We start from the raw sequence: 18,931 nt of genomic DNA, 5'->3' as shown, positions 1-18,931 counted from the left end.
AGTATAAAACAGTTGCGCCCATGTCGGTCTTGCGCTGCTTCGCACTTGTGCGTGCAGCGCTGCATGCCAGCCTGCGGCCAGGCGTCGAAACACAATCTGACGTCCGATACGATCATCCCCAGCCGATGGCATGCCTGCCCAGGCCGAACCACGCAACGCGCCGTCCCCGTGCCGGAGAGGCTGCGGCTCACATCTCCTCACGCTTTGCGCGCAGAATGTGGCCATCAGATTGCGCGACGTGGAGCGCCAGCGAATGAACGACTCACGCATCGACCATGTCGACGCCGCCTTGTCCGCGCTGGACCAGGCCGATCCGCAACGCAAGGCCGCACTGTGGCAGTGGGCGTATCTGGAGATGCTGCACGAAACCCTGAGCGCGATGCATCAGCTGTCGCACCGGGTCGGCGTGGCCGAGCTGGTCGCCGATGCCTGGCTGGCGCCGGTGGACGTGATCGCACTGGAGCAATCGTTCCTGGACCGTGCCACGCTGGCCGACCCGCGTGTGCAGGCTTTCGCGCTGGCGCTGGCCGAGGCGTCCTCGCGCCAGTCGCGCGCCGAGCTGTGGCGCAGCGGCTATGCCAGCGCGGTGCAGGCCACGCTGCAGGGCATGCAGGCGCTGGCCGGCAAGCACCGGATCGATGCACAGGTGGCTGCGCGCTGGTTGTCGGCCTGAGCCGGCGCGCAAAAATTTGCGGCGCGGGAGCGGGCGGGTGGCCTACGGCACGCAGGTCGCCAACTTCCCCGGCGATAACGGAGGCTGCATTTCGGCGCTGCCGCGACGCGGCGCCGGCCTCGTCGCCGCCACGGCGCTGACGCGCCCGACACGCCGCGTTCACCCATCCGCAACGCGGTGGCGGACAGCCTGGGCATATGGCTGTCCGCTCCCGCCACTCCGCGCCGCCGTTCGCTTCGCCGCCGCGCCGCCGGCGTCCGCCTGCCGCCGCGCCGGTGGGCACATACGAAGCGCGGGCCTGGTGGCAACACTTGCGCGCGTCGGTGCCGCGCTGGTTGTTGTTGGCCGTGCTGGCGTTGCTCGGCATGGGGATGGGTCTGCTGTACGGGTATGCGCGTGCTTGACCTCCTGTCCTCTTCGCGTGGAGAGCCGCGCATGGCGCCATCTGCCGCACACGATCATGTCCGTCGCTGCAGCGTGCGCCTGCATCCGCCCGGTGGGCACGAGGCCGCGACGCATGCCTGGATCGCCGCCGAAGTGGCGCGGCTGATGCGCCTGCCGTTGCAGGATGCCGGCACGGTACACAGCGGTTTCCATGTGCCGGACGACACCCTGACCGCCGCACAGGCGCTGCAACTGGGCGTGCGCGCGGCGGCCGATCTGCTCGGTGGCGTGGTGCCGCATGCGTTCGTCGCCACCAAGGCGATCAGCCATCCGCTGGTCGATCCCGGCGCGGCTGCGCCGCAGGGCTGGAACCACGCGCTCGGCGGCGCATTGGGCGCGGCGACGGTGCCCGGCTACACCGCCTTCTCGGCAGCCGACGCGCGCGTGGCGTATGCGCGCCTGTGCGGCGGCGGCCAGGTGCGCTTGAAGTTGCCGCATGGCATCGCCGGGCAGGGCCAGCTGTTGCTGCACGACGCACTCGCATTGGATACCGCGCTGGACGCGTTGGCGGCGGCGGATCTGGCGCAACAGGGCGTGGTGCTGGAGCGGCAACTGGACCGCTCGACGACCTTCAGCGTCGGCGAAGTGGACTGCGCCGGCATGACCATCGCCTATTACGGCACGCAATCGACCACCGACGACGCTGCCGGCCGCGAGACCTACGGCGGCTCGAAACTGTTCGTGATCCGCGGCACCCTGGATGGGCTGCTCGAACGCACGTTGCCACCGCAACAGCGCGAGGCGGTGTTGAAGGCGCGCCATTACGATCGCTGCGTCGCCGCGGCCTATCCCGGCTTCTACGCATCGCGCCGCAACTACGACGTGATCGACGGCATCACCCAGGACGGCACGCGCCTGTGCGGCGTGCTCGAGCAGTCCTGGCGCATCGGCGGGGCGACGCCGGCGGAGCTAGCCGCGGTCGCTGCCTTCCAGCGCGACCCGGCGCTGCACGCGGTGGTCGCTGCCACCGTCGAGCGCTACGGTGCAGTGGCGCTGCCGGCCGATGCCGAGGTCTACTACACCGGCGAGGATCCGCGCGTGGGCCGCCTGACCAAATATCGTTATGTGAGCGTTGCAGACTGACAATGGAAACCAAACTCTCCAGCATCGATATCGCGGTGGACGGCGACGCCTTGAGCGGCACCTTGCTGACCCCGAACAACGGCATGCCCGGCGTGCTGTTCGTACATGGCTGGGGCGGCAACCAGCATCACAATCTGGTGCGCGCGCGCGAAGCGGTCGGCCTGGGCTGCGTGTGCCTGACTTTCGACCTGCGCGGCCACGAAGGCATGGCGTCGATGCGCGAGACGGTGACGCGCGCGCAGAATCTGGACGACATCAAGGCGGCCTACGACCGGCTGGTGGATTGCCCGCAGGTGGACCCGGAATCGATCGCGGTGGTGGGCCTGAGCTACGGCGGCTATCTGGCCTCGCTGCTGACCCTGGAGCGGCCGGTGGAGTGGTTGGCGCTGCGTTCGCCGGCGCTGTACAAGGACGCGCACTGGGACGGTCCGAAGGTGGCGTTGAACCGCGATCCGGACTTGATGCCGTATCGGCACCGCGCCATCGCACCGGACGATAACGTCGCGCTGGCCGCATGCCAGCGCTTCCGCGGCGACGTGCTGCTGGTCGAGGCCGAGCAGGACCTGATCGTGCCGGGCCAGGTGCTGAAGAACTACGCCGCCGCATTCTCCAATGCGCGTTCGCTTACCGCGCGGGTGATCAAGGGCGCCGACCATGCGCTGACCCGCAAGGAGCACCAATTCGAATACACCCGCTATCTGATCGACTGGCTCACCGAGATGGTGGTCGGGCGCCGCGTGGCGCTGGCCAAGAACGTGGTCGAGCGGCGCAAGCAGAGCCTCAAGCACACGCAGGGCGATGCGGCCACGTCGCCCGGCCAGGGTTCCAAGGAATTCCATGGCCAGATCGAGGCCAAGGAACGCACCTCCGAGGCCATGCCGTCGCGGTGAACCGCTGGCGCGGCGCAATGGCAGATGTGTGTGATCAGCACGCATCGCGCTGCAGTCGGTAGCGCGATGCGCTGTCCCGGATTTGCCGCGCCCGGCGTCAGTGGCTGCGACCGGATTGCTGCAGATGGTGCCAGGCATGGCGGACCAGCCAGCGCGCTTCGTCCCACGGCACCGCCAGCGATGGCGCCAGGTGGTGATAGGACTCCTGCAGCACACGATATAGCTGCGCCTCGGTGGCGCGCGGATAAGCCAGATAGACGTCGTAGCCCATCTTCAGCAGCGAGGCGTAGTCGGAGAAACCATGGCGACCGAGGCGGCCATCGGCATGCGCCTGCCGCCAGTAGGCAATTTCGGCCTCCAGATCGACGGTGCGCTGAGCGTGGGCAGGACGAGCGAGAGCGGAAGCGGTCTGCATGGGATAGGACTCCTCTCGAAGCTACCCCCCTGTCGCTACGATCCTAACGGATATTTCCCGAGATTTGCGCCCCCACGACGACAGCGCGCGCCAATCGCTGAACCGATCAGCGAGATGCGCGGACAGGAGTCTGGCCGCAGCAGATGGCACGCCGGGATCGGCTTGTAGCGCGTGCAGATCGTCGAAGACGGCGGCCGCATATCCGACGCCACGTTGAACAGGCGGTAGACGCCGGGCGCGAGCATACGCTTGAAACGCCGCTTGCGATCCATCAGGCCGCGCTCGCTGATGCCGTGCTGCGCGCACCATCGGCGCGGCAACGCGGCACAGAACGCTGCAAGTATGCGCACGGCGTCGCTGCCGTGGCAGCGTCGCATGCGTAGCGCGAGGTGCCGGAATCCAAGCGGCGACCGGTGGGCAAGCCACCGCGCCAGCAAAATTTCCCTGTGTCCGTGCAGCAACGGATTCGTCAATATCCGTTCCCAATTCTGGTGTTTTGGTTACTGTGGTCGGCTCCGCAGAGCGGGAAAATTCATCGGCAAATCGCCGGATTTTCCATTGCCCATGGCCGACCTGGCGCCATGCGCACTGTTAGGCTCGCGGTGCGTCCTGCAGCCGCCGGTCACTTACGTTTCGGTCACTGGATGCAAGCTGCGATCAAGCCCTTTCCCCCCCCTGGAGTCATCGAAATGAAAATTCGTCTGTATACGTCTCTGCTCGCCTTGCTGCTCGCGTTCCCCGCCGCCTCCGCGTTCGCGCAAACCGCGGTCACCGCCAATCCCAACCATCAGCAGCTGCTGCAGGGATCGGATGGGCGGACCACGGCGAACAAGCGCCTGGTCTACGACTTCTGGCGCATCGTGTTCGAAGCCGGGCAAACCCAGTACGCGCCGATGTACATGGCCCAGGACTATATCCAGCACAATCCGAACGTCGCCGACGGCCGCTATGCGTTCCTGCAGTTCCTGACCGCATTCGTCAAACCGCAGCCGATCAAGCCGCGCGTGCAACTGCCGCTGGTGGCGATCCTTGCCGAGGGCGACTATGTGACCCTGGTGTCGGTACGCACGCTGCCCGATCCCAAGGACGCGACCAAGACCTACACCACCACCTGGTTCGACATGTTCCGCATCCAGAACGGCAAAATCCAGGAGCATTGGGATGCTGCGACCAAATGACCCAGGCCGGGGCGTGCGGTAGCGGCGCTGCGCCGCTGCGGCCTGCTCGACATGCCGGCTGGGCATGGGGAGGCTAGACTCGCAGGCGCCGATCGCGGCCGATGGTCGCGCGCGGCTCCCTCCCTATCCGACATCGCCGCCATGCCCTTGCTCGAACTTCCGACGCATCGCCTGCATTACCGCATCGACGGCAGCGAAGGCCGTCCATGGCTGACCTTCTGCAATTCGCTCGGCACCGATCTGCACATGTGGGACGCGCAGATCGACGCGCTGGCACCGTACTACCGGGTGCTGCGCTACGACCCCCGCGGCCACGGCGCCTCGAGCGCGGCGCCGGGAACGTATCGGATCGAGGACCTGGCCGGCGATGTACTGGCGTTGCTCGATGCGCTGTCGGTGGAGCGCACCCATTTCTGCGGGCTGTCGATCGGTGGGCTGACCGGGCAGTGGCTGGGCATCCACGCCGGCGCGCGCCTGCACACACTCACCGTGTGTGCCACCGCGGCCAGGATCGGTACCGAGGATGGCTGGCAGGCGCGCATCGCGCAGGTGCAGGCCGACGGACTGGCACCGCTTCTCGCCGGCACCCGCGAGCGCTGGTTCACCCCGGCCTTCGTCGAGATGCAGCCGGCAACGGTCGAGGCGATCCTGGCGCGCTTGCTGAGCACCGATGCGCAGGCCTATGCAGCCTGCTGCGCAGCCGTGGCCAGTGCCGACTTCCGTGGCGTCCTGGGCGAGATCGCCACGCCGCTGCTGGCGCTGGCCGGACACGACGATCCCGTCTGCCCGCCGGCCGATCTGCAGGCGATCGCCACGCAGGCGGCGCGCGGCAGCTTCGCCCAGGTGCATGGCCGGCATCTGTGCAATGTGGAATCGCCGCACGCCTTCAACGACGCGCTGCTGCGCTTCCTGTTGCAATAGCCGGTGCGGCCGGGCTGCAGACACGGGCGCTGCGTGATCGCGACCACGCAGCGCCGGTTCGCCAATCCCGACTCCTAATCCTGGCGCTAGTCCAGCTGCACCACCAGCTTGCCGAAGTTGCCGCCGCCGAGCATGTCGATGAAGGCCTGCGGCGCGTTCTCCAACCCGTGCACTACGTGTTCGCGGTAGCGCACGTGGCCGTCGGCCAGCCATGCGCCCATCTCGCGCAGGAACTCGGGATAGAGTTTGACGAAATCGCCGACGATGAAGCCGCGCAGGGTCAGCCGCTGGCGCAGCACCTGGCCCATCAGCGCCGGCAGGCGGTCCGGCCCCGGCGGCAGTTCGCCCTTGTTGTTGTAGGTGGCGACGGTGCCGCACACCGGCACCCGCGCGAAATCGTTGAGCAGCGGCAGCACCGCATCGAACACGTGGCCGCCGACGTTCTCGAAGTACACGTCGATGCCGTCTGTCGCGGCGGCACGCAGTTGCTCGGCGAAGTCCGCAGCGCGATGGTCCAGCGCCACGTCCAGGCCCAATTCCTCGCGCAGGTAGCGGCATTTCTCGGCGCCACCGGCGATGGCGATCACCTTCGCCCCGCGCAGCCTGGCGATCTGCGCCACGCTGGCGCCGACCGGGCCGGTGGCGGCGGCGACCGCCACGGTTTCGCCGCTCTGCGGCTTGCCGATCTCGTGCAGGCCGGCATAGGCGGTGAAACCGGGCATGCCGTACACGCCGAGCGCGGTACTCGGCGGCAACGGCGAGTGCGGATCGAGCTTGCGCCGCAGGCCGGCGCCATCGGCCACCAGATGCGTCTGCCAACCGCCGCTCTGCACCAGCACCAGGTCGCCGGGCTTGAGGTCGGGATGGTGCGATTCCAGCACTTCGGCGACGGTGCTGCCGACCATCACCTCGCCCAACTGCACCGGCGGCGCGTACGAGGGCGCATCGCTCATGCGCCCGCGCATGTACGGATCCAGCGACAACCAGCGGTTGCGCAGCAGCACCTGGCCGGGACCGGGCGCGGCCAGCGGTGCTTGTTCGATGCGGAAATTCTGCGCGGTCGGCGCGCCCTGCGGACGCGAGGCGAGGACCACGCGGGTGGTATGGGAAGCGGTGCTCATACGGGTTCCTTGCTGGCGGTATCCAGTTGCGCGAGATCGTCGGCCGACAGCGCCAGGCGCGCGGCGGCCAGCAGCTGCTGCAACTGTTCGAGGCTGGTGGCACTGGCGATCGGCGCGGCGATGCCGGGGCGCGCGATCAGCCACGCCAGGGCGACCTGGGTCGGTGTGGCCGAATGCTTGCCGGCGATGTCGTCGAGCGCGGCCAGAATGCGCAGGCCGCGCGCGTTGAGGTAACGCGCGATCACGCTGTCGCCGCGCGCCTGGCTCTTCGCCGCATCGGCAGGACTGCGGTACTTGCCGCTGAGGAAGCCGCGCGCCAGCGCGTAGTAGCACAGCGTGCCCAGGCCCTGCTCGCGCACCAGCGGTTCCAGGCCGTCTTCGTAGCCGGCGCGGTCGTACAGGTTGTACTCGGGCTGCAAGGTCTCGTAGCGCGGCAAACCATACTGCGCGGACACCTTCAGCGCCTCGGCCAGGCGTTCGGCGCTGTAGTTGGAGGCGCCGATCGCGCGCACCTTGCCTTGCTCGATCAGCCGCCCGAACGCGGCCAGCGAGGCTTCCAGCGGCACCGACTCGTCGTCCTCGTGCGCCTGGTACAGATCGATCACGTCGGTCTGCAGGCGCTGCAGCGATTCGTCCACCGCCGCGGCGATATTGTCGGCGGACAGGCCCGGGCGTTCGGCCCACTTGCCGACCTTGGTCGCGATCAGCACCTTGTCGCGCTTGCCGCTGCGCTTGAGCCACTGGCCGATGATGGTTTCCGACTCGCCGCCGCGGTTGCCGGGCACCCAGGCCGCATAGGCATCGGCGGTGTCGATCAAGTTGAAGCCCGCTTCGACGAAGGCGTCGAGCAAGGCGAAGGAGGTCTTGGCGTCGGCACTCCAGCCGAACACATTGCCGCCGAAGGCGAGCGGCGCCGCGTGCAGGCCGGATCGGCCGAGTTCGCGCGTGTGCAGCATGGGGAACGCTCCGCTGTGGGAAGGGCGACAGGATAGTCGTCCAAGGTTTCGGTATCGGGGCGATGGTCGCGAAAACAGCGTTCCGTTTGCGTGATTCGCGCTAACGCGAAGACAACATTCTGGGGCGCGGACATGCATGCTAGGCTGGCCTCACATCGATAACGGACGTAGACGCCATGAGCCTTCGCACCACGCTTGCCTGCGCTTGTACCCTCGCCATTGCCGCGACGCTGGCGATCCCGGCCGCACAGGCGATCAAGCCTGCCGACAGCGCCAGCTTGCCCGCGCCGGATGCAGCCTTGCAGACCGCCATCGACGGCAGCTGGCGCGACCGCGTCTACGTCGAGCGCGACGCCTATCGCCACCCCGGGCAGACCCTGGCGTTCTTCGGCATCAAGCCGACCCAGACGGTGATCGAGATCACTCCAGGCGGCGGCTGGTATGCGGAAATCCTGGCGCCGTATCTGCGCGAGAGCGGCCAGTACATCGCCGCGGTGGTCGATCCGACCGCAGTGCCGGAAGGGCGCGGCCGCGACTATCAACAGAAAGCGCGCGCGACGCTGGAGCAGAAGTTCGCCGCCGCGCCGGCGCAATACGACCATGCCAAGCTGGTGGCGTATTCGCCGACCGCGCCGGTGTTCGGTCCGGCTGGCTCGGCCGATCTGGTGCTGACTTTCCGCAACGTGCACAACTGGCGCATGTCCGGTCAGGCCGAGGGCATGTTCAAGGGCTTCTACGCGGTGCTCAAGCCCGGCGGCGTGCTCGGCGTGGTCGAGCACCGTGCCAAGGCCGACGTGCCGGCCGACGACAAGAGCGGCTACGTCGGCCAGGCGCAGGTGATCGCGATGGCCGAGGCGGCCGGCTTCAAGCTGGCCGGCAAGAGCGAGCTCAACGCCAATCCGCGCGACACCAAGGATTATCCGGGCGGCGTGTGGGCGCTGCCGCCGAGCAACGACCATGCTGCCGCCGACGACGCCAAGTACAAGGCGATCGGCGAGAGCGACCGGATGACGCTGAAGTTCGTCAAGCGCTGAGAACGGCCGGCGCGGGTAGCGGGAAAGGGAAACCGGCGTGGGAGAATCACCCGCGTCGCGCGCGCCGTCGATGCGTGGCCAATCCCGAATCCCTTTTCCCCAATCTCCGCTTCCATGCTGATCGCGTTCAACAAGCCGTTCAATGTGCTTTGCCAGTTCACCGATCGCAGCGACCCGCCGCGGCGCACGCTGGCCGGGTTCGGCCTGCCCGCCGACGTGTACGCGGCGGGGCGGCTGGACTATGACAGCGAAGGCCTGCTGCTGCTCACCGACGATGGCGCGCTGGCGCACCGCTACACCGATCCGCGGCACAAGCAACCGAAGACGTACTGGGTGCAGGTGGAAGGCGTGCCGCAGCCGGAGCAACTGCAGCGGCTGCGCGATGGCGTGGTATTGAACGACGGACCGACCGTGCCGGCGCAGGCCAGCGTGCTGGAGACGGCGCCGGACCTGTGGCCGCGCGACCCGCCGGTGCGCTTCCGCAAGACGGTGCCCGATGCCTGGCTGCAGATCGTGCTGCGCGAAGGGCGCAATCGCCAGGTGCGGCGCATGACGGCCGCGGTCGGCTTGCCGACCTTGCGCCTGGTCCGCGCGGCGATCGGCACGCACCGGCTGGAGGGGTTGGCGCCGGGCGCGTGGCGGGCGCTGTAGCGCCAGACGCAACGCCCTTGTAGGAGTAACTGTCTTCAGCCGCGATGAGCGGAGTGGTGATGAATTTTCCGAACTGGCATGCAGTCGGCACTGAAGTCCCTCCCACAAGCGGCCTCGCCGCGCCACCGTGCCGGTGGAATCCCTGTGGGAGCGACTCCAGTGGCGACGAACGCAGCGGCGGGCCTTCCGGCTTCGGACGTTGTCGCCGCTGGAGTTGCTCCTACAGTGCACCCAGCAGGCGATCAGCAGGCGGTGTAGGAGCACCTTCAGCCGCGACGCTTTCACCGATCGATCTGTCGCGGCTGAAGCCGCTCCTACAGAAGCGGGACGCGTGCATCGAGGCTGCGCACGCACAAAAAACAGCGGCCGGAACGTTGTCCCGGCCGCTGTTTTTTGGGGCATCGCTGTCGTCGCTGTCGCCAGCGACGCTGCCGCAATGCTTATTCTTCGGTGGCGTCCTGCGCGGCCGTGGCACGGCGCGAGGTGCGTGCAGCCGAACGGCGGGCACCGGCATTGCCGCGCTTGCTAGCTTCGATGCGCTGCGAATCGCCTTCGATCGGCGCGCTCCTGTCGCGCTGGCGCTTGCGGTAGATCGCATAGCCGAGCAGGCCCACGCCTACCGCGGCGGCCGCGATCGCGATGACCGGATTGCGCCGTACCGCGGTCCGCGCGACCCTGGTACCGGACTTCACCGCACCCAGCGCCGCACCGGTCTTGAGCGCGCCCATGGCCGCGCCGGAGTGCAACCACTTGTTGGCCTGCGGCCCGATGTGACGGAGGCTGTCGCCAGCATGGCTGGCGAGATCCAGTGCGCGATCGGTGATGATGGTGAGCTTGCTCATGGGGGCGTCCCTACTGGCAGGAATAAGAGACGCAGTGTCCCCTGGACACCGTATAGACCGCGTTAGCGCGCCGCTGTGGAATCGTCTGCCGGCTGAATGCGCCGCTGCGGGAGATCAGGTGCCGCGCGGCTTGGCACGATGGCTGGCGGTGGCGGTCCATGGATCGTCCGGCCATGGGTGGCGGGGATAGCGGCCCTTCATTTCCTTCTTCACTTCCGGATAGGTGCTGGACCAGAAGTTGCGCAGGTCCTGGGTCACCTGCAGCGGACGCCCGCCGGGCGAGAGCAGGTGCAGCAGCAGCGGCACGCGGCCGTCGGCCACGCGTGGAGTGTCGGCCAGGCCGAACAGTTCCTGCAGCTTTACCCCCAGCACCGGCGGTTGCGGCTGGCCGGCGTGGTCGAGCGCGTAGTCGATGCGCCGCTCCATGCCCGAGGGTACGGTGATCCGCGTCGGCGCGTGGCGTTCGACCGCCTGTCGCTGGTCCCACGGCAGTAGCGACTTCAGCGCCTCGCCGAGGTCGTCCTCACCGAGCGCATCGAGCCGGGTCTTGCCGGCGAAGGCCGGGCGCAGCCAGCCGTCCAGGCCTTCCAGCAACGCCGCGTCGCCGAGATCGGGCAAGCCCAGCTCCGGCATCCACGTGCGCAGGGCGACCACGCGTGCGCGCCACTGGCTCATCGGCTCGCTCCACGGCAGGGCCTGCAGGCCGAGTTCGCGCACCGCCTCGGTCAGCGCTGCTGCCGCATGCGCCGGATCGACGCGGCCGGCGGGGCGGCTGTCGAGCACGATGCGGTCGAAACGGGTTTCGCGCAGCGCGCTCAGCGCGCGCCGTTCGGCGTCCCAGCGGACCACGTCCTGTTGCACGAAGCGCTGCGGGAAATCCGCGCGCAGCCGCGCTTCGTCCACCGGCGCGGCGCGCAGCAGCAGCGCGTCCTTGGCCTCGTAGCGCAGTTCGGTGGCGACCAGCCACGGCTCGCCGCGCAGGTCGCTGTTGTCGAACAGGCGCGCGCTGCGGCCGTTGGCCAGCAGGTAGCGCAACGGATCGGCAGGGTGCCGGGTGGCGATGCGGTCGGGGAAGGCGTGGGCCAGCAGGTCGCCGAGTTCGTGCGCTTCCACGCTGTCCGGCGCCATGGCGTCGCTGCGCAGGCGCCGCCGCCATTGTTTGGCCGCCGCATCGATCGCGGCCAGGCCGCCGCGGTTGGCGTCGTGCGGGACGCGGCCGCGGCGGAACCCGGCCAGCGCGCGCCAGCGTGCCGCCAGCGCGTCGCCGCCCTGGCGCAGCGGGTCGCGCGCTTCGACCAGCGCGGCCAGGTCGCAGGCCAGCGCCTGCGCCCGCGCATCCGGCGCGGCCAGCAGCATCGCCGCCAGCCGCGGGTGGGTGCCCAGCGCGAGCATGCGCCGGCCGCTCGCGGTGATCGCATGGTTCTCGCTCAAGGCGCCGAGCCGTTGCAGCAGTTCGCGCGCGGCGGCCAGCGCGCCAACGGGCGGCGGATCGACGAAGCGCAACGCATCGCTGCCCCAGGCCGCCAGTTCCAACCCCAGCCCGGCCAGTTCCACCTGCAGCATTTCCGCGCGGCGCTGCGCCTCCAGACGCTGCGATTGCGGCCACAGCCGGTAGGCCCAGCCGGAGGCGACGCGGCCGGCGCGGCCGGCGCGCTGGTCGGCCGAGGCCTGGGCGATGGCGGTCACGTCCAGCCGCGAGAAACCGCTGTTGGGATCGTAGTGCGGCTCGCGCGCCAGGCCGGCGTCGATCACCACGCGCACGCCGGGCAGGGTGACCGAGGACTCGGCCACGTTGGTCGCCAGCACCACGCGGCGGCGGCCATGCGGATCGGGCTGCAGCACCTTGGCCTGCTGCTCGACCGGCAACTCGCCATGCAACGGCAAGACATCGACGCCGCCATTGCCTTCTGCCCCCGGGAGAAGGTGGCGCGCAGTGCCGGATGAGGGTGCGACTGAGGCGTTGCCCGATGAGAGGACGCCCGAAGCGGTCCCTGACGAAGCCACACCCAACCCCACCCCAGCCGCTTCCAGCGCCGCTTGCACCCGCGCGATCTCGCGCTGCCCGGGCAGGAACACCAGTACGTCGCCGGGATGCTGCTGCAGCGCGTGGTCGATGGCGCGGCGGGTCTGCGCTTCCAGCGCCTCCTCGCGCCGTGCCGGGAAATGCGCGATCTCCACCGGATAACTGCGGCCGGCACTGGACAGCCGCGGCGCGTCCAGGAACTGCGCCAGGCGTTCGCCGTCCAGCGTCGCCGACATCACCACGATGCGCAGGTCCTCGCGTACCTGCGCCTGCACGTCCAGCGCCAGCGCCAGGCCCAGGTCGGCAGCCAGGTGGCGTTCGTGGAATTCGTCGAACAGCAGCGCGCCGACGCCGTCGAGCATCGGGTCGTCCTGGAGCATCCGGGTCAGGATGCCCTCGGTGACCACCTCGATGCGGGTGCGCGCGGACACCTTGTTCTCGAAGCGGATGCGGTAGCCCACGGTCTCGCCCGGCGCTTCGCCGCGCTGCCGGGCCATGAACGTGGCGGCGCTGCGCGCGGCGACCCGGCGCGGCTCCAGCATCACGATGCGGCGGCCCTGCAGCCACGGCGCCTCCAGCAGCGCCGGCGGCACCTGGGTGGTCTTGCCGGCGCCGGGCGGGGCTTCCAGTACCAGCCGCGGGTGCGCGGCGAGGCTGTCGCGGATCTGCGGCAAGAGCGGGTCGATCGGAAAAACGGGAGAGGCCATCGGCCAAGGATACGGATCGGCTGCGCCGCTGTAGAGCGCGCCCGTCTCGCGGGTAGCGCCGGCCCCGTACAATCCTCCGCTTTCCTGCCCGGCTTCCTCGGCATCTCCGCATGACTCTGATCGATATCGGCGCCAACCTCACCCACGACTCCTTCGATCGCGACCGCGACGCGGTGCTGCAGCGCGCCCGCGACGCCGGCGTCGCGCAGCTGGTGGTCACCGGCGCCAGCCGTGAGCACTCGCCGCTGGCATTGCAGCTGGCGCAGCAGCACCCCGGCTTCCTCTACGCCACCGCGGGCGTGCATCCGCACCACGCGCTCGAGTACACCGCCGAGTGCGACGCCGAACTGCGCGCGCTGCATGCGCAGGCCGAGGTGGTGGCGGTGGGCGAGTGCGGCCTGGATTACTTCCGCGATCTCGCACCGCGCCCGGCGCAACACCGCGCCTTCGAGCGCCAGCTGCAGCTGGCCGCCGACACCGGCAAGCCGCTGTTCCTGCACCAGCGCGACGCGCATGCGGACTTCCTGGCGCTGATGCGCCAGTTCGACGGCAAGCTCGGCGCGGCGGTGGTGCATTGCTTCACCGGCACGCGCGAGGAGCTGTTCGATTACCTGGACCGCGACTGGCACATCGGCATCACCGGCTGGCTGTGCGACGAGCGCCGCGGCGCGCACCTGCGCGAGCTGGTCAGGCACATCCCGGCATCGCGGCTGATGATCGAGACCGACGCGCCGTATCTGCTGCCGCGCACGCTCACGCCGCTGCCGAAGGACCGGCGCAACGAGCCGGCGTTCCTGGCGCACATCGCCGAGGAACTGGCGCGCGACCGCGGCGAAGACGTGGCAGCGACCGCGGCGTCGACCACCGCCACTGCACGCGGGTTCTTCCGCTTGCCCGCCGCCGCGTGAGCGGAGTCCGCCGCGCGGTTGCGGCGATCGCCGTTGTGCGTGGCGATGTGCGCCTGTCCTGTGCCGACCGCAGTAGTAGTCGATCGCGCTTGTTTGCGCCGCGAGATCTTGTAGGAGCAACAGCCGCGACCGGCATTACCGGGAACCCCTGTCGCGGCTGAAGCCGCTCCTACAGGGGTCATGGCCTGCCGGTTTCCCATGGCGCGCATCCGCGCTATTCGACCTGCGCGTCCTCGCGCTTGGCCTCGGCCATCGCTTCCGGCTCCAGTTCCTCGGCGCTGCGGTTGAGCTTGACGAACACGCCCCAGGCGACCAGCAGCAGCGCCGCGCACAGGCCGACCGCGGTGGCGTAGGGCAGCTTGGCCGGGTCGTCGTGCATCAGTTCGAACACGGACACCAGCGTCTCGATCGCCAGGGCGATGACGATGACCACGAAGAACCGCGACAGGTAGCGGCGCACCCGCGTCGGACCGCTGACCTTGACGTCGCGCTGCACCTCTTCTTCGAAGATGGTCTGGCCCAGTTCCAGCGTCACCAGCGCCACGGTGAGCAGGCCGATCGCCTCCAGCACCACGTTGAAGCGGTCGCGGATCACCAGGTCGCCGCCGGGGGTGAGGCCGTGCTACAGCTCCAGCACCGCCATCGCCACCAGGCCGGCGGCGCACAGCAGGAACAGCAGGATGATGACGAAATGGCCGCCGCGGAAGAGTTTTTCCATGAACTTCATCGCCATTCGCCGTGGTCAGGTCGGTGAGCATAGGCGTCGCGGACGTCAGCGGCGCGCGAAGGTGTGTCCCAGGGGTGGGGCGGCGGCTAGCGGCGCATGTCCCGATGCGCGGAAGGCGTTCCCGTCCGCACGGCGTTGCCACGGTTGCAGCGATTACCGGACGCGCGCCGTGAGCTGGCTGGCCGGCGCTGCACAAGATGCGTGGCGCGGCGATCGTCGGCCGGAGCCACTGTGGGAGGGACTTCAGTCCCGACGCCTGCCGGGCGGACAAGCGCATGGCTCCGCGCGTTGCGGCTGAAGCCGTTGCCGCAAAATGCATTGCGCATCGTCCATCGCGGCGTGCCGCATCCCGCGACCGGGATGCGGCAGCGGCAGTGCGGCGGCTGTGGCAACGCGCAGCGTGCCAGACGTCGCCACGCCGGCACCGGCGTTAGCGTTCCGCCAACCCCGCCTGATAGGCCTGCAGATGGCAATAAGCGGCCATCAGCCAGGGCGCGGCATGGCCGGCGGCACGGGCGCGCGCCAGCATATCGCCGACGATCTGCTGCGCTTCCACCTGCTGCCCGGCTTCCAGGTCGCGCAGCATCGACGCCTTCATCGGCGAACCGGGCTGGGTCAGCAACTGCAGCGCGGTGGCCTGCGCCGCGTCCGGCACCGGCTCGCCCGCAGCGGCGGCGACCGCCGTGCATTCGGCATACAGCCCGCGCAGCAGCGCCAGGCCGTCGTCGCTGGCGACGATGCAGCCGGTCGGCGCGCGCATCAGGCAGGTGGCCGCGGCCAGCGCGGTCAGGAAGGTGTACTTGATCCACTGTTCCTGCGCGATCCGTGGCGTGGCGACATGGTCGATGCCGGCCTGCGTGCAGGCAGCGGCCAGATCCCGCACGCGTGCGCTGTCGGCGCCGCGCCCGTCGCGCTCGCCGAAGGTCAGCGAGGCTGGCGTGGCCAGATGCCGGATGCTGCCGTCCGCGTCCAGCGTGGCGCTGATGAAGCACAGCCCGCCGAGCACGCTGTCGGCGCCGAAGCGCGCGTCCAGCAGCGGATAGTGGCGCAGGCCGTTGAGGATCGGCAGCAACGCGGTGTCGCGGCTCATCGCCGGCGCCAGCGCGTCCAGGGCGCTGTCCAGGTCGTAGGCCTTGCAGCTGAGGATCGCCAGGTCGAATGGCTGCGCGGCAGCGGTTGCCGGCAGCGTGTCCGCGGTCAACGTGGCCACCGCGATGTCGGCATCGCCGCGCGGACTGCGCAGGCGCAGGCCGTCGCGCTGCAGGCGCTCGGCCCGCGCCGGACGGACCAGGAAGGTGACGTCGGCGCCGGCCTGGGCCAGGCGTCCGCCGAAGTAGCCGCCGGTCGCGCCGGCGCCGAGGATCAGGATACGCATGCGCCGATGGTAGCAGCGGCGCATGCCTGGTTCAGTGTGATGCGTCGCGCGCGTGCGGCGTGCGCAAGCCGTCCGGGAAGAGTGCTTGCCGGTTGCCGTCTGCCGCCCGCCCCCAGCCGTCGCTGCGGGCGATTGGCAGGGTGGTGCGGCAGATGCTCAACTGCGCAACCCCACCCCACGCTTCAGCAGCCACAACGCCAGCGCGCTGAGCACCGCGACGAAGCCCAGCATCAGCGCATAGGCCACCCACACCGGTACGTCGCTGCTGCCAAGCAGGCCGTAGCGGAAGGCGTTGACCATGTAGAAGATCGGGTTGGCGTGGGTCGCCGCTTCGGCCCAGCCGGGCAGCAGCTTCACTGAATAGAACACGCCGCCCAGGTAGGTCAACGGGGTCAGGATGAAGGTCGGCACGATCGCCACGTCGTCGAACTTCTTCGCGTACACGGCGTTGATGAAGCCGGCCAGCGAGAAGATCGTCGCGCCCAGCAGCACCGTGGTCAGCGTCACCAGCGGGTGCGGGATGCGCACCGGGGTGAAGAACATGGCGATGATCAGCACCAGCACGCCGACCATCAGCCCGCGCAGCACCGCGCCGGCCACGTAGCCCCACAGGATCACCCAGTTCGGCATCGGGCTGACCAGCAGTTCCTCGATGTGGCGGCCGAACTTGGCGCCGAAGAAGCTGGAACTGATGTTGCCGTAGCTGTTCTGGATCACGCTCATCATCACCAGGCCGGGGACGATGAACTGCATGTAGCTGTAGCCGCCCATGTCGCCCACGCGCGAGCCGATCAGCCCGCCGAAGATCAGGAAGTACAGGGTCATGGTGATCGCCGGCGGCACCAGGGTCTGGCCCCAGATGCGCAGGATGCGCTTGACCTCGCGGCGCACCACGGTGCCCAGCGCGACCCAGTTGCGCTGGGCCGGCGTGGTCTCGGGGAGGGGGGATTGCGGTTTGGCGGTGGTGTTCATTGGCATCCAGCGAAAGAGGGGTCAGGCGGCGGGCGGCGGCGGCGGCGAATCCGGCGCCGGGCCGCCTGCGCCGTCCGGGTGGTCGCCGGTCAGGCGCACGAACAGTTCCTCCAGGCGGTTGCTCTTGGTGCGCATCGAGCGCACGCGGATGCCGGCAGCGCCGAGCGCGGCGAACACGCGGTTGAGGTCCATCGCCCGCGGCATGTCCAGGTCCAGGGTGTGCGTGTCCTGCGCCAGCAGGGTGGTGCCTTCGATCGCCGGCAGCTGCGCCGGCAGTGCGCCGTCGATGTCGAGCAGGAAGCCTTCCACGTCGAGCTTGGCCAGCAGGTCGCGCATCGGTCCCTGTTCGACGATGCGGCCGCGGTCGATGATCGCCAGGTTGCGGCACAGGTTTTCCGCTTCCTCCAGGTAGTGCGTGGTCAGGATGATAGTGGTGCCGGCGGCGTTGATCTCGCGCAGCAGCCGCCACATGTCGCGGCGGATCTCGATATCCACGCCGGCGGTGGGTTCGTCCAGGATCAGCAGGCGCGGTTGGGTCATCATCGCGCGGGCGATCATCAGCCGCCGCTTCATGCCGCCGGACAGGGTGCGGCTCATCGCCTGCGCCTTCTCCCACAGGTGTGCGCGCTTGAGTTCCACTTCGGCCTGGCGCTCGGCCTGCGCGCGCGGCAGGCCGTAGAAGCCGGCGTAGTTGACCAGGATGTCGAAGGGGTTCTCGAACAGGTTGAAGTTGATCTCCTGCGGGACCAGGCCGAGCAGGCGCATCGCCGCGCTGCGCTGGGTGACCAGGTCGGTGCCGAACACCTCGACCTGGCCGGCGCTGAGGTTGACCAGCGAGCTGATGATGCCGATCAGGGTGGACTTGCCGGCGCCGTTGGGGCCGAGCAGGGCGAAGAAGTCGCCGGGCAGCACGTCCAGCGACACGCCGTGCAGCGCCTGCACGCCGTTGTCGTAGGTCTTGCGCAGCTCGCGCACGCGCAGCGCGGGCACCGGCGTGGGGGAGGGAAGTGGGGAGGCGGGATTCAAGGCGGACCTTTCGCGCCGTGTTGACGGCGCTGAAGAAATGCAGCCGCTATTATAGAAGACCTCGTGGGCTCGGCCCCGCTATAGACTGTTGCATCCGCGTGCCTGCTCAATTCCCGTTGAAACTGGTCGACCGCCACATGCTGGCCCCGGCCGTCGGCCACTACCGCTTCGTCCGCGACGACGGCCAGCCGCTGCCGTTCGTGCCCGGCCAGTTCGTGCAGGTGCATTTCCACTATGCCGACGGCACTGCGACCAAGCGCAGCTACTCGCTGGCGACCCGCCACGACCCGGCGCAGCCGGCCGATGCGACGGTCGAGATCGCGGTCAGTTTCGTCGCCGGTGGCGCGGCCACGGCCCTGTTCGAAGGCCTGGAGATCGGTGGGCAGGTGTCGGCCAGCGGTCCGTACGGCCGCTTCTGCCTCGGCCAGGGCGACAGCAACCGCCGCTACCTGCTGATCGCCACCGGCACCGGCGTCACCCCGTACCGCTCGATGTTGCCGCTGCTGCAAGCGGCGATGGCCGAGCGCGGCGCGGAGGTGGTGCTGCTGCTGGGCGCGCGCACGCCGGCCGAGCTGCTGTACGGCGACGAGTTCCGCGCCTTCGCCGACGCGCATCCGGGGTTCCGCTTCGTACCGTGCTTCTCGCGCGAGCTGCCCGACGCGCCGCATGCGGACGTGCGCCACGGCTACGTGCAGCAGTTCCTGGCCGAGTTCGCGCCGCAGGCCGACGGCGACATCGCCTATCTGTGCGGCAATCCGAACATGGTCGATGCCTGCTTCGAGGCGCTGAAGGAGGCCGGCCTGCCGGTGCAGCATATCCGCCGCGAGAAGTACGTCAGCAGCAAGTAGGGGGCTGCGCGGCACCGGCCGGCCAGGCCGCGCGCCTGCATGGCCGGCAGCAGGCCGGCCGCGGCCGCGCCGGATGGTCGAGCTTCCCTCCGGCAGTGCGGGCCATACCGAGCACGACGGCATTTCGGTTGTCGCCG

At 69.3% G+C, this 18,931-nt stretch carries 18 protein-coding genes and 1 pseudogene; 9 read left to right on the top strand and 10 right to left on the bottom strand.

The genetic code is table 11. The features are described from left to right. The first annotated feature begins 253 nt into the window (after positions 1-253). From ISN38_RS08920 to ISN38_RS08910, 3 genes are all read left to right on the top strand, one after another. Positions 254-673, top strand: coding sequence for a hypothetical protein (locus ISN38_RS08920; protein ID WP_004425946.1), 420 nt, complete (start codon positions 254-256; stop codon positions 671-673). 435 nt (positions 674-1,108) lie between these two features. Beyond that, the gene (locus ISN38_RS08915; protein WP_004425950.1) at positions 1,109-2,200 is read left to right on the top strand and encodes a DUF3182 family protein; all 1,092 of its coding nucleotides are present in this window, start codon (positions 1,109-1,111) and stop codon (positions 2,198-2,200) included. Between the two features lie 2 nt (positions 2,201-2,202). Further along, a complete protein-coding gene (locus ISN38_RS08910; RefSeq protein ID WP_108084537.1) occupies positions 2,203-3,090 on the top strand; it encodes an alpha/beta hydrolase family protein in 888 nt (295 codons plus the stop codon). A 97-nt stretch (positions 3,091-3,187) separates the two neighbouring features. On the opposite strand, the gene ISN38_RS08905 is transcribed toward ISN38_RS08910, so the two are convergent. After that, complete coding sequence (locus tag ISN38_RS08905; RefSeq protein WP_108084538.1) at positions 3,188-3,505, bottom strand: hypothetical protein; 318 nt, start codon at positions 3,503-3,505, stop codon at positions 3,188-3,190. Between the two features lie 35 nt (positions 3,506-3,540). Continuing rightward, positions 3,541-3,978: a hypothetical protein gene (locus ISN38_RS08900; protein WP_139115896.1), complete on the bottom strand. Its 438-nt coding sequence runs from the start codon at positions 3,976-3,978 to the stop codon at positions 3,541-3,543. 216 nt (positions 3,979-4,194) lie between these two features. On the opposite strand from ISN38_RS08900, the gene ISN38_RS08895 reads away from it, so the two are divergent. Both ISN38_RS08895 and pcaD read left to right on the top strand, forming a co-directional pair. Further along, positions 4,195-4,683 carry a nuclear transport factor 2 family protein gene (locus ISN38_RS08895; RefSeq protein ID WP_004425955.1) on the top strand — a complete coding sequence of 163 codons (489 nt, stop codon included), beginning with the start codon at positions 4,195-4,197 and terminating at the stop codon, positions 4,681-4,683. Positions 4,684-4,824: 141 nt separating this feature from the next. Beyond that, entirely contained in the window at positions 4,825-5,604 is a 780-nt protein-coding gene (gene pcaD, locus ISN38_RS08890) for a 3-oxoadipate enol-lactonase (protein WP_108084539.1), read from the top strand. A gap of 86 nt (positions 5,605-5,690) precedes the next feature. On the opposite strand, the gene ISN38_RS08885 is transcribed toward pcaD, so the two are convergent. Together ISN38_RS08885 and ISN38_RS08880 are read right to left on the bottom strand one after the other, a co-directional pair. Further along, on the bottom strand, positions 5,691-6,725 hold the full coding sequence (locus ISN38_RS08885; RefSeq protein WP_003480258.1) for an NADP-dependent oxidoreductase: 1,035 nt from the start codon (positions 6,723-6,725) through the stop codon (positions 5,691-5,693). After that, positions 6,722-7,681, bottom strand: a complete 960-nt coding sequence (locus tag ISN38_RS08880; RefSeq protein ID WP_058358571.1) for an aldo/keto reductase — start codon at positions 7,679-7,681, stop codon at positions 6,722-6,724. Before ISN38_RS08880 ends, ISN38_RS08885 begins: the two co-directional genes overlap by 4 nt. 176 nt (positions 7,682-7,857) lie before the next feature. Between ISN38_RS08880 and ISN38_RS08875 the strand changes: the two genes are divergently transcribed. Both ISN38_RS08875 and ISN38_RS08870 read left to right on the top strand, forming a co-directional pair. After that, positions 7,858-8,715, top strand: coding sequence for a class I SAM-dependent methyltransferase (locus ISN38_RS08875; RefSeq protein ID WP_058358572.1), 858 nt, complete (start codon positions 7,858-7,860; stop codon positions 8,713-8,715). Positions 8,716-8,829: 114 nt separating this feature from the next. Further along, positions 8,830-9,366: a pseudouridine synthase gene (locus ISN38_RS08870; RefSeq protein ID WP_003480263.1), complete on the top strand. Its 537-nt coding sequence runs from the start codon at positions 8,830-8,832 to the stop codon at positions 9,364-9,366. A gap of 440 nt (positions 9,367-9,806) precedes the next feature. On the opposite strand, the gene ISN38_RS08865 is transcribed toward ISN38_RS08870, so the two are convergent. Next, on the bottom strand, positions 9,807-10,208 hold the full coding sequence (locus ISN38_RS08865; RefSeq protein WP_058362129.1) for a hypothetical protein: 402 nt from the start codon (positions 10,206-10,208) through the stop codon (positions 9,807-9,809). Between the two features lie 114 nt (positions 10,209-10,322). Further along, complete coding sequence (gene hrpB, locus ISN38_RS08860; RefSeq protein WP_233243547.1) at positions 10,323-12,938, bottom strand: ATP-dependent helicase HrpB; 2,616 nt, start codon at positions 12,936-12,938, stop codon at positions 10,323-10,325. Positions 12,939-13,048: 110 nt separating this feature from the next. Here hrpB and ISN38_RS08850 point away from each other — a divergent pair, with 110 nt between their 5' ends. Next, complete coding sequence (locus ISN38_RS08850) at positions 13,049-13,846, top strand: TatD family hydrolase (protein ID WP_003472322.1); 798 nt, start codon at positions 13,049-13,051, stop codon at positions 13,844-13,846. 214 nt (positions 13,847-14,060) lie between these two features. Here ISN38_RS08850 and ISN38_RS08845 read toward each other — a convergent pair. The 4 genes and pseudogenes from ISN38_RS08845 to ISN38_RS08830 all read right to left on the bottom strand — a co-directional run bounded on the left by ISN38_RS08845 (position 14,061) and on the right by ISN38_RS08830 (position 17,946). After that, positions 14,061-14,573, bottom strand: a pseudogene (locus ISN38_RS08845) (hypothetical protein). Between the two features lie 430 nt (positions 14,574-15,003). Then, positions 15,004-15,948, bottom strand: coding sequence for a 2-dehydropantoate 2-reductase (panE, locus tag ISN38_RS08840; protein ID WP_058358582.1), 945 nt, complete (start codon positions 15,946-15,948; stop codon positions 15,004-15,006). A 156-nt stretch (positions 15,949-16,104) separates the two neighbouring features. Continuing rightward, positions 16,105-16,920 carry an ABC transporter permease gene (locus tag ISN38_RS08835; protein ID WP_003472317.1) on the bottom strand — a complete coding sequence of 272 codons (816 nt, stop codon included), beginning with the start codon at positions 16,918-16,920 and terminating at the stop codon, positions 16,105-16,107. Positions 16,921-16,941: 21 nt separating this feature from the next. After that, positions 16,942-17,946 (bottom strand): ABC transporter ATP-binding protein, encoded by a 1,005-nt coding sequence (locus ISN38_RS08830; RefSeq protein ID WP_087960531.1) that lies wholly within the window; start codon positions 17,944-17,946, stop codon positions 16,942-16,944. A 137-nt stretch (positions 17,947-18,083) separates the two neighbouring features. Here ISN38_RS08830 and ISN38_RS08825 point away from each other — a divergent pair, with 137 nt between their 5' ends. Continuing rightward, complete coding sequence (locus ISN38_RS08825) at positions 18,084-18,794, top strand: FAD-binding oxidoreductase (protein ID WP_009594336.1); 711 nt, start codon at positions 18,084-18,086, stop codon at positions 18,792-18,794. Positions 18,795-18,931: the final 137 nt, after the last annotated feature.

The organism is Xanthomonas translucens pv. undulosa (assembly GCF_017301775.1).
In the GTDB taxonomy this organism is placed as follows: Bacteria; Pseudomonadota; Gammaproteobacteria; order Xanthomonadales; family Xanthomonadaceae; genus Xanthomonas_A; species Xanthomonas_A translucens.
This window is presented reverse-complemented; position numbering and strand designations above follow the sequence as displayed.